The sequence below is a fragment of the Nonlabens sp. genome (assembly GCF_965660805.1).
Lineage (GTDB): Bacteria > Bacteroidota > Bacteroidia > Flavobacteriales > Flavobacteriaceae > Nonlabens.
In genome coordinates, this window is sequence record NZ_CBFIBE010000058.1 from 1 (window position 1) to 10444 (window position 10444).

Annotated in this window: 9 protein-coding genes and 1 pseudogene; 2 read left to right on the forward strand and 8 right to left on the reverse strand. The window is 36.4% G+C overall.

Annotated features, from left to right (window positions below; genetic code table 11):
* From ACTF48_RS10420 to purH, 8 genes and pseudogenes are all read right to left on the reverse strand, one after another.
* Positions 1–435 (reverse strand): annotated as a pseudogene (locus tag ACTF48_RS10420) (peptidase S8); the annotation flags it as partial.
* Positions 436–638: 203 nt separating this feature from the next.
* Positions 639–1466 (reverse strand): hypothetical protein, encoded by an 828-nt coding sequence (locus ACTF48_RS10425; protein WP_438963097.1) that lies wholly within the window; start codon positions 1464–1466, stop codon positions 639–641.
* A gap of 3 nt (positions 1467–1469) precedes the next feature.
* The gene (gene rodA, locus ACTF48_RS10430) at positions 1470–2747 is read right to left on the reverse strand and encodes a rod shape-determining protein RodA (RefSeq protein ID WP_438963098.1); all 1278 of its coding nucleotides are present in this window, start codon (positions 2745–2747) and stop codon (positions 1470–1472) included.
* Between the two features lies 1 nt (position 2748).
* Positions 2749–4677 (reverse strand): penicillin-binding protein 2, encoded by a 1929-nt coding sequence (mrdA, locus tag ACTF48_RS10435; RefSeq protein ID WP_438963099.1) that lies wholly within the window; start codon positions 4675–4677, stop codon positions 2749–2751.
* Positions 4674–5183 carry a hypothetical protein gene (locus ACTF48_RS10440; RefSeq protein ID WP_438963100.1) on the reverse strand — a complete coding sequence of 170 codons (510 nt, stop codon included), beginning with the start codon at positions 5181–5183 and terminating at the stop codon, positions 4674–4676. The genes mrdA and ACTF48_RS10440 overlap by 4 nt, the downstream gene beginning before the upstream one ends.
* A complete protein-coding gene (gene mreC / locus ACTF48_RS10445; protein ID WP_438963101.1) occupies positions 5176–6009 on the reverse strand; it encodes a rod shape-determining protein MreC in 834 nt (277 codons plus the stop codon). Before mreC ends, ACTF48_RS10440 begins: the two co-directional genes overlap by 8 nt.
* Positions 6010–6018: 9 nt before the next feature.
* Positions 6019–7047: a rod shape-determining protein gene (locus ACTF48_RS10450; protein ID WP_438963102.1), complete on the reverse strand. Its 1029-nt coding sequence runs from the start codon at positions 7045–7047 to the stop codon at positions 6019–6021.
* Positions 7048–7105: 58 nt separating this feature from the next.
* Positions 7106–8674: a bifunctional phosphoribosylaminoimidazolecarboxamide formyltransferase/IMP cyclohydrolase gene (purH, locus tag ACTF48_RS10455; RefSeq protein WP_438963103.1), complete on the reverse strand. Its 1569-nt coding sequence runs from the start codon at positions 8672–8674 to the stop codon at positions 7106–7108.
* Between the two features lie 205 nt (positions 8675–8879).
* Between purH and ACTF48_RS10460 the strand changes: the two genes are divergently transcribed.
* Entirely contained in the window at positions 8880–10136 is a 1257-nt protein-coding gene (locus ACTF48_RS10460) for an ABC transporter permease (RefSeq protein ID WP_438963104.1), read from the forward strand.
* A gap of 48 nt (positions 10137–10184) precedes the next feature.
* Positions 10185–10444 (forward strand): SDR family NAD(P)-dependent oxidoreductase (locus ACTF48_RS10465; protein ID WP_438963105.1); only part of this gene is annotated, 260 nt, incomplete at its 3' end.

The following is a 10444-nucleotide window of genomic DNA, read 5'->3' on the forward strand; positions in this document are numbered from 1 at the left end:
CAATTTTTTAAGAATTCTGGTAGATTCAAAATTGACATATTTATTATTTTGACCTTTTGAATTACCTAAATAATTCCAGCCATGTATGTCATCATTATATCCATTATCATCATCATCAATATGGTTGTTTGGGATCTCTTTATTGTTAATCCAGATATAATCTGATAATGCTGCATGATTCATATCAGTTTCACTATCTATAACAGCGACAATAACTTGCCTAGATTTCTTTGTAATTAGCAAACTATCATAGGCTCTAGTTAAACTTATACCTGGAATAGTATCTAGCTCGATATCTTTAAAATGCCAGTTTTTTAGGTCTTTTTTATCTGTACTTTGCTGTATTTCTGTAGGGCTTGTAATAGGTTGGTGTAACTTTATTGGTTTGCACGAAACAACTAAATAAAGCACAAAAAGAATCGTATATTTATTCATGAATAGTAGAGATATGAGTAGCCTTAATATAAGCTAGTGAGTAATTATTATTTTATTCTTAACAAGCTCTCTTGAAAGAATTTTTTGTAGTGAGTAAAATTAGGTGTTTTATAATTAAGGCACATTCTCAGATCAATTTAAAAACGACATTAGCATTAACAATCTCAAAACCCTATAGTGTTTGTCTTATGATTCATCATAACTTAATGAATCTGAAAATGAATATGATCATCATGCCTCACGGCATGGCATCCATGAAATCTGATTTTAGATCGTTGATATTGCTGTAATTGATCTAATTCAAATCTAGGAATCAAATGTGGTTCTATAAATAACTTTTGCGTGCGCTGTTCTGTTAAGATTTCTTTAATCAAATACTTGGTGAATTCTGGATTTATGGTAATTGATGAATTTGTCACCAGACCAAAATACTTAGAATAACCATATTGCCAGTAACCAGCATCTTCACACTGCGACAGCATTGGATTAATGCCGTTTTCAGGCTCTACATAAACACCATATCCAGTAAGGCTAGGATTAGAATTATCTAGTTGTTGGTCCTCATTGTTATATATAAAAGCAATGTCTATTTTACGACCATCATTATGACTTAAATGCGGTAGTAAAGGAAAACCGTTTATAAATGGGAAACCAGCGTCTAAATAAGTAATACTTATTTCTCCGTTTACTGGTTGCGACAAGTTTATAGCGATAGATTCAAGTGTTTCATGTAACTCTACACTCACGTAATTTCTACATAGCAAGACGTATCCCAAATTATGAGGTTGAATATGTTCATGAAAAATAGGCAACATCATTCTGTTACCTAATGACGCTGTTAAGGGAACTACCGTAAAAATTACCAAAACATAAGTGACCACAAACACAACTAATCGTTTTCTTTTATTCCATAACGACTTACGGGTTTTAAAGAATCCAAAAACAGCGATCCACACCACACCACCTACTTGAGTAACCAGCGTTAAAACGACTACGATTAAAATATGAACAAGTGCCTTTAAATACTTCATATCCTAATGCTCATAACTCATTCTATGACCATCTAGTTTTACAAAGATGAACAGCAGTATCGTAAAGCCCCATAAACCACTACCTCCATAACTCATAAACGGCAACGGAATCCCTACGGTAGGAAGCAACCCTAAGACCATTCCTATATTTATAAAAAAGTGAATAAAAAATATACCTGCAACGCAGTATCCATAGATACGAGCAAACTGGTTGCGTTGCCGTTCTGCCATAAGAATGAGTCTATAAATAAGACTTATAAATAAGATAATCACAAGTGATGCACCCATAAAACCCCATTCTTCTCCTATCGCGCTAAAAATAAAATCGGTCTCCTGTTCTGGTACAAATCCTCCTTGCGTTTGAGTTCCTTGCAGCAATCCTTTTCCTGTAAAACCACCACTACCTACCGCAATAACACTCTGATTAATATTGTACCCTACACCTTGATTATCTTCTACTCTTCCCAGTACTATATCTATGCGGTTTCTATGTCGGTCTTCTAGCAAGTTATTGAATATATAATTTGTTGATAATGAATACAGCACACATAATCCAGCAAGTATTATATAAAGTACTTTTCTAGGTTTAGGCAATCGGTTTTTGTGTCTTTGCTTTCGCGAAAGCATATATATCAAAGCCATACCGACCATAATAATAAGCGTAATCCACCAGCTACCTATTAAAAGAGTCCCCAGAAATAAACCTATCGCTACTAGTACTAAACTAAGGTACCAAAGTGACAATCCTTCTCTATGCAAGGCAAAGAAAAAAGCTCCATAAACGAGTGCGCTACCTGGATCTGGTTGTGGAATAATGATAAGCGCTGGTAATGCGATGATGAATCCGGTGATCAATAAATCACGTGTGTTTTTAAGAGAAATATGAATACCGCTTAAATACTTTGCTACGGCGAGTGCGGTGGCGGCTTTAGCAAATTCACTAGGTTGTAGAGTCATAGTCCCTAGTGAATACCATGATTTTGCTCCATTAATCTCTTTACCAAAAACAAACAAACCTAATAATGACAAAAGTGAAATAATGTAAATCACACTACCGAAACGTTCAAAAAACTTAACGTCCATGGCTAGTAAAAAAATAATGATAACTACAGCCAGCGCAATCCAGATCATTTGTTTTCCAAACAACTCATCCATATCAAAAATGCTCCCATACTCCACTACTGGCGCAGCTGAATATATGCTGATCCACCCTATAAAAACTAAGGCGGCATAAATAAGAATTGTGTACAGGTCAAACCTTTGCTTATTTCCTATTGCCATATTACGGTTTAAGCTGATTAGATTCTTGTCCTGGAACTATTTGAGATTGTATTAACCCTTGATCTACTCTAGGGTTAATCTCAAATGGTTTACCGCTGTATGGTTTTGCATACTCATATTCTAAACTATGAGTGAGTAGGTACTGTTCTAGATCCTTACGGGATATTTCTCCTTTAATATGCTTTTCGATCAGGAGACTTGCGATTTTTGCCGCATAACGAGAACCCCAGTATCCATTTTCTACAAAAACGGCTATAGCAATTTGTGGATCATCCTTAGGTGCAAAAGCTATAAAAACAGAATGATCAGTAAGCTGTGTGCGCTTACCATCTATCTTCATGAAATTCTCTACGGTTCCTGTTTTACCACATATTTCTATGCCTGGGATTTGAGCATGTTTTGCCGTACCTGTTTTATATACCGCTGTCATTCCATCAATTACTGGTTCAAAGTGTTTTGACGCTACTGTTGTATAATTCTTTACCGTGTAATCAGGATTATCTATAGGAACACCATCTATGGCTTTTATAACATGTGGTCTGTAAAAATAACCGCGGTTTGCTATAGCAGCAGTCATATTGGCCAGTTGAATAGGCGTGGTAATCACCTCGCCTTGTCCTATAGCGTTTGAAATAGTAGTTACCGCTCGCCAGTTGAAATCATATCGATCAGAATAATATTTACCATCTGGGATTAATCCTTTTTTTCCGACAGGTAAATCGTAACCTAAATAATTACCTAGACCAAAGCTAGTAACATGCTTATGCCAGTTATCCATTCCAGCTTCTGGAGTATCACCTTTCTCAATAATACGTCTGTAAACTTGTGCAAAATAAGCATTACAAGACTCAGCAATACCCGTGCTTAAAGCAAGTGGTGATTTATGAGCATGGCACTTCATGCGCTTTTTCCCACCATAATCATAACCGTGTCTACATGTTAGACGTTCCGTTGTGGTAATAACGCCTTCTTCAAGACCTATTAAGGCGTTAATAATTTTAAACGGTGAACCTGGTACATAATCTGCTTGTAGCGCTCTGTTCACCCCAGGTTTTTTAATAGTGTCATTAAAAATTAATACAGAGTTCTTAGATCGATCTCTTCCCATCAATAATGCAGGATCATAATAAGGTGCTGTGACTAGAGTTAATATCTCACCCGTTTTAGGTTCAATAGCCACTATTCCACCACGTTTGTTACTCATTAACAACTCTGCATAAGCCTGTAAGTCATTATCTAAAGTAACCGTTAGGTCTTTGCCTGATTGAGGTATAGTATCATACTTTCCATTTTCATAAGATTCCAGAGCACGACCATAGCGATCTCTAATAAAGTGCTTCACTCCTTTTTTACCGCGCAATTCATCTTCATATTGAAGCTCTATTCCATTCTTACCAGCTAAATCTCCTAAATGGTAACGAGAATCTTTTTGAATGGTCCTTGGGCTTACTTCTCTAATGTATCCTAAAACACTAGCGCTATGAGTTACCTGATATTTACGTAAAGAACGTTTTTGAGCATAAAAACCAGGAAATTTGCGCAGTTTTTCTTGAATAGGCGCATATTCTTCTTGAGTTAATTGTGGAATAATGACACTACCCTTTTGCCAAGACCAATTTTTAGCATCTTTAATTTGAGACAGTAATCTGGACTTATCCATCCTTAATAGTGCGCACAATTGTAAGGTATCAAATTTCTTAAGTTCCTTAGGAATAAGCATGATATCATAAGCCACTTGATTTGCCACCATGAGATCTCCATCTCGATCATAAATAAAACCGCGCTCTGGAATATCGTAAACTGTTTTTACTGCATTTAATTCTGATTTTAACCGGTACGTATCTCCATTTAAAATCTGTAAATAAAATACCCTACCCAATAAAGTAAGTCCTACTACCGAAACTAAAAAAAGGAGAAGAAATTTTTTCATGATCTACCACGCAATCCAAATAACACAAACAAAACAACAGCTACAAATAAAGTAGATATACCTGTATATAACGTCATTTGCAATACTTGAAGTATCTGACTCAGGTTAAAATAAACAAGTAAAAACAATACTAAATGATGCAATAAAACAGCCAGAGCGAGCAACAATAGAAACCGATCTATAGGAGATTTAATTATTTTCAAATTCTTAGTAAGATAACCTTGCCCATAAACGAGTTTTAATAATACTGGTCTAAAAAAGGCTAATGTTACAGCCGCCGCCGCATGAGCTCCACCAGTATCTTGAAAAGTATCTACGATCACTCCAAGCATAAAAGCGATTAATAAAAACGACCAACGATTATTTTCTACAGGATATAAGACTATAAATAACATATAAACTAAAGGACATATATAGCCTAGAAAATAAACTTGATCCATTACAAATATTTGTAATAGCAGTAGCCCTATAAACCGCAACATATTATGGAACAAAACGTTATTCATCGTTTCTTACCGTTAAAGTGTCTATGATAGTAAGCGCTTTTTTGTCTCGGTTTTTAATCACGTAAGCCGTTCCTAAATCTGTCATATCATTAAATAAAGTAACCTCTATTTGATAACGACTGCCATTTTCAACTAGTTGTGCGCTTTTAATAGTCCCTATTAAAACATCAGGTGGGAAAGTTGTGCTCTGTCTTCCTGTAATGATTGTATCACCCTTAGTAACCTGAGCTAGTCTAGGAACATCTACTAATGACATTATATAGGGATCTTTTCCATCCCATGTTAAAGAGCCTATAATATTACTTCCCTTTATTTGAGCATTTAAAGATATCTCTGAGTTAAGAATAGAAATAACACGTGAAAATCGCTTATTTGAAATATCTATAATTCCCACAATCCCATCTGTAGTAATTACACCCATATCTTCTTTCACACCTTGTTCACTTCCTATATCTAGAGTTAAAAAATTATCTCTTTTTGAATAATCATTTTTAATAACTCGAGCTGGAAAAACACGGTATGGAACATCCTCAGAAAAAAGAAAAGTGGTTTCATCACCCAGCAACGTATCTCCCGTGCTAAGGCTTTTCATGCGCAATAGTGCATTTTCTTTTCGTAATCGTTCATTTTCATCAGCGAGGTTTAAGTAATCATAAATATGATTACGAGTGCTGAGAAAAGAACCTGTAATATTCCCTGTAGAATGCACAAAGGCATTGTAATGGTAACTATGCGATTGAATAGTAAAAACAAGAGCTAAAGTCATTAAGCTCATATAGAGCAACAAGTTTCTGTACTTGATCAGAAAATTGATAATTTGCTGCATGTAAAACTATTATTTTTCTAGTACACTTTTAAATCGCTCTATATTTTTAAGGGTAAGTCCTGTACCTCTCACTACTGCTCTCAATGGATCTTCGGCTATGTATACAGGTAAATCAGTTTTTTGAGAAAGACGTTTATCCAGACCACGTAGCATAGAACCACCACCGGCTAGATAAATACCTGTATTATAAATATCGGCAGCGAGTTCTGGTGGAGTTTGTGATAAGGTTTCCATGACCGCATCTTCCACACGCAAAATAGATTTATCTAGAGCCTTAGCTATCTCACGATAGCCTATTTTAACCTCTTTAGGTTTACCAGTAAGTAAATCACGACCTTGAACATTCATTTCTTCTGGTGGCACTTCTAAATCTTCAGTCGCAGCTCCTATTTGAATTTTAATTTTTTCAGCAGTGCGCTCTCCTACATAAAGATTATGTTGTGTGCGCATGTAGTAAACAATATCATTAGTAAAAACGTCTCCTGCAATTTTCACAGATCGGTCACAAACTATTCCTCCTAGAGCAATTACCGCGATTTCAGTAGTTCCACCACCTATATCCACGATCATATTTCCCTTAGGTTGCATGATATCTACACCTATCCCTATCGCCGCGGCCATAGGTTCATGGATAAGATATACTTCTTTACCATTCACACGCTCAGCACTATCCTTAACCGCTCGCATTTCTACCTCAGTTATACCTGATGGAATACAAATCACCATGCGTAATGAAGGAGCAAATAATTTTTTCTTTAAAGCTGGAATCTCTTTTATAAACATAGAGATCATCTTCTCACTGGCATCAAAATCTGCAATTACTCCATCTTTAAGTGGCCTTATGGTCTTAATGTTTTCATGCGTTTTACCTTGCATCAACGCGGCCTCTTTACCTACCGCTATAATTTTACCGGTAATACGATCACGTGCTACAATAGATGGACTATCCACAACTACTTTACCGTTGTGAACTATAAGAGTATTTGCCGTACCTAGGTCTATAGCAATATCTTCAGTTAGAAAATCAAAAAATCCCATAAGATTAAAAAAGGAAAAAATGGTTAATTACTTGAGCTTTACAAAGCTAAGACAATTCTTAGTGTTTAAAGTGTCTTGTTCCCGTGAAAACCATCGCAATTTCATTTTTATTGCAATAATCTATCGATAATTCATCCTTTATAGATCCTCCTGGCTGTATTACAGCTTTAATTCCAGCATGGTCTGCAATTTCTACACAATCTGGGAAAGGGAAAAATGCATCACTGGCCATAACCGCTCCATCGAGTTGAAATTTAAAAGATTGAGCTTTATGAATTGCTTGATTTAAAGCATCTACACGAGAGGTTTGACCAGTTCCACTGGCGCACAACTGCTTGTTTTTTGCAAGAACGATCGTGTTAGACTTAGTATGTTTACACAATTTTGAGGCAAATAATAAATCCTCTATTTGTGCACTGGTAGGCTCTAATTCTGTTGCTGTTTTTAAATCTTCTTTAGCATCGGTTTTCAAGTTAGCATCTTGAACTAAATAACCATTTAAGCTTGCTCTTACTTCTACTTTATTTGGCATGCCGCCCTGCCTGCCGGCAGGCAGGTTTCGCGAAAGCGCATCTCCCACAAGCTCTAACATGATTCTATTCTTCTTACCTTTTAATATCTCCAGTGCCGCTGGATCAAATGATGGAGCAATCACTACTTCACAGAACAACTTATGGATCTCCTGAGCAGTCGCCACATCAATTGCTACATTTGAAATTAAAATTCCTCCAAAAGCAGACACAGGATCACCAGCAAGCGCATCTACATAAGCCTGATGAATCGTATCGCGCTGGGCAACACCACAAGCATTATTATGTTTAAAAATCGCAAAAGTAGGTGCATCGTTTACAAACTCACTCATTAAGTTCACAGCAGCATCTACATCTAGTAAGTTGTTGTAAGAAAGCGCTTTACCATGTAGTTTAGTAAACATACTGTTAAAATCTCCATAGAACCATCCACGCTGGTGTGGATTCTCTCCATAGCGCAATGGCATTACGTGTTGTTCACTTAATTTAAGGGATTTATCCACCGCATCACCAGCAAAGTAGTTATAAATCGCACTGTCATAATGAGAAGAAATATCAAAGGCTGTAGCCGCAAACTCTTTACGTTGTGCAGCCGTAGTTGTTCCGCCACCTTCTGCTAGCACATTTAATAATTTTGCATAATCATCCATAGTAGATACACAAAGAGTATCCTTATAATTCTTTGCGGCAGCGCGTATTAAAGAAATCCCACCGATGTCTATTTTTTCAATAATATCTTGTTCTGAAGCACCACTTGCCACGGTTTTCTCAAACGGGTACAGATCTACAATCACGATGTCTATTTGTGGAATATCAAATTCGGCCAGTTGCGCCACATCACCTTCATGATCACGACGATTTAAAATACCTCCAAAAACTTTAGGGTGTAAGGTCTTTACACGACCACCTAGAATAGACGGATAAGAAGTTACATTTTCTACTGGAATTACAGGAATCCCTAAATCATTAATAAATTTTTCTGTGCCACCTGTAGAATAAATAGTAATCCCTAGCTCGTTCATTTTATGAACGATAGGCTCTAAACCATCTTTATGAAACACAGATATTAAGGCAGATTTTGCGGTGATGTTGCTCATGTTGTGAAATGCTTAAAAAGTAAGATGTAAAAGTAATAGATTGTAGCGGCTTCTCTACATCCATCACGTATCAAAACCAGTATTGTTTTGAACCATTGTTTAACAACTACATACTTTTAAACTGTTAAAAATCTGTAACATTTCTACAACATCATAGTCCAATGAGATAAGCTAACTTTAACCCTTCATAAAACCATTATCAATAATGCTTATTTATTTAAGTCTTTTAAAAGAAAGTTTTTCATTTGCCTGGAGTGCCTTGAGCACTAATTTACTGCGCACATTTCTTTCTTTACTAGGAGTTACCATAGGCATATTTTCTATAATAGGTATTCTTGCAGCGGTAGATTCTTTAGAACGAGAAATTACAGATGGATTGAGTTCCCTAGATATTTCTACTATTTATGTATTAAAAATATCCTTTGGCCCTACAGAACTAGAACGTTACCAGTATGAAAACTTCCCTAACGTTTCCTATGACGAGTTTCAAATGCTCAAACGCAGTATGACAGACATAGATGCTATTACATACACCATGTTCTCAGCTCCTGAAAGCATCAAGTTTGAAGATAAAATAGCAACTGGAGTTAACATCGTTCCAGGAACAAGTGAGTTTTACGACCTGGAAAACATAAAACTGAATGAAGGTCGTTTTTTTAGTGAAAGCGAGGCAAATAGCGGTTCTCCTGTTGCTGTTATAGGGTATGAAGTGGCACAGAATTTATTTAAAAACACAAACCCTATAGGTAAACGAGTGCGTTTATATGGAAATAAATTTACCATTATAGGAGTAATGAGTAAAGAAGGTACTGGAATGTCCATGGGTCCTTCTAAGGATGAAAGCGCATATATACCAGTGAATTTTGTGAGAAAAATTTATGGCGACAATAATAAATATAAAACAACAGCGCTTATTCTTAAACCTAAAAAAGGCGTGGATCAAGATGAGTTTATCGCAACTCTTGAACAAAAACTGCGCAACTATCGTGGTTTAAAAAACGACCAACTCAGCACTTTCTTTATCAACCCATTAAAAGGTTTTGCAGATTTCCTAGATCAAGTAACCAGCACACTCACTTTTATAGGAATAATCATTTCTGGATTTTCTATGCTCGTAGGTGGTTTTGGGATCGCAAACATCATGTTTGTGAGTGTGAAAGAACGTACCAACCTAATAGGAATTCAAAAATCTCTGGGCGCTAAAAACAGTTTTATCTTATTTCAGTTCTTATTTGAAGCTATTATCCTATCCCTTTTTGGAGGAATTTTTGGGTTATTCTTTGTCTGGATAGGAACCATTCTCGCAAATGCTTTTTCAGAAGATTTTGTGTTTATACTTTCCAGTTATAATGTTTTACTGGGATGTAGCGTGAGCGCACTAGTAGGACTCATAGCGGGAATTATTCCAGCAATTGCTGCGGCGCGACTAGATCCTGTTGAGGCGATCCGTACTGGGATGTAAGGTTATTTTTAATTTCCTGCAATTTCGTCAAATCCTTATCTTAGCGGCATGGAGATACAATTAAAGAATAAGACTGCACTGGTTTGCGGTAGTAGCGCAGGAATAGGAAAAGCCACGGCACAACAATTTGCTAGCGCTGGAGCACGAGTTATTTTACTTGCTCGCAATGAAGATAAATTGAAAGATGTTCTCACTACACTGGACAGTTCTCATGATCAAAATCACGATTACCTTGTCGCTGACTTCTCTAAACCTGAGGAGTTGAGTGATGTGGTAAACGCTTTCGCGAAAGCGAATCCCATACACAT

Coding starts and splice junctions, on each gene's coding strand:
- mrdA (WP_438963099.1), bottom strand. CDS start 4,677: ATGAAAAAATTTCTTCTCCTTTTTTTAGTTTCGGTAGTAGGACTTACT.
- ACTF48_RS10460 (WP_438963104.1), top strand. CDS start 8,880: ATGCTTATTTATTTAAGTCTTTTAAAAGAAAGTTTTTCATTTGCCTGG.
- ACTF48_RS10440 (WP_438963100.1), bottom strand. CDS start 5,183: ATGAATAACGTTTTGTTCCATAATATGTTGCGGTTTATAGGGCTACTG.
- mreC (WP_438963101.1), bottom strand. CDS start 6,009: ATGCAGCAAATTATCAATTTTCTGATCAAGTACAGAAACTTGTTGCTC.
- ACTF48_RS10450 (WP_438963102.1), bottom strand. CDS start 7,047: ATGGGATTTTTTGATTTTCTAACTGAAGATATTGCTATAGACCTAGGT.
- rodA (WP_438963098.1), bottom strand. CDS start 2,747: ATGGCAATAGGAAATAAGCAAAGGTTTGACCTGTACACAATTCTTATT.
- ACTF48_RS10425 (WP_438963097.1), bottom strand. CDS start 1,466: ATGAAGTATTTAAAGGCACTTGTTCATATTTTAATCGTAGTCGTTTTA.
- purH (WP_438963103.1), bottom strand. CDS start 8,674: ATGAGCAACATCACCGCAAAATCTGCCTTAATATCTGTGTTTCATAAA.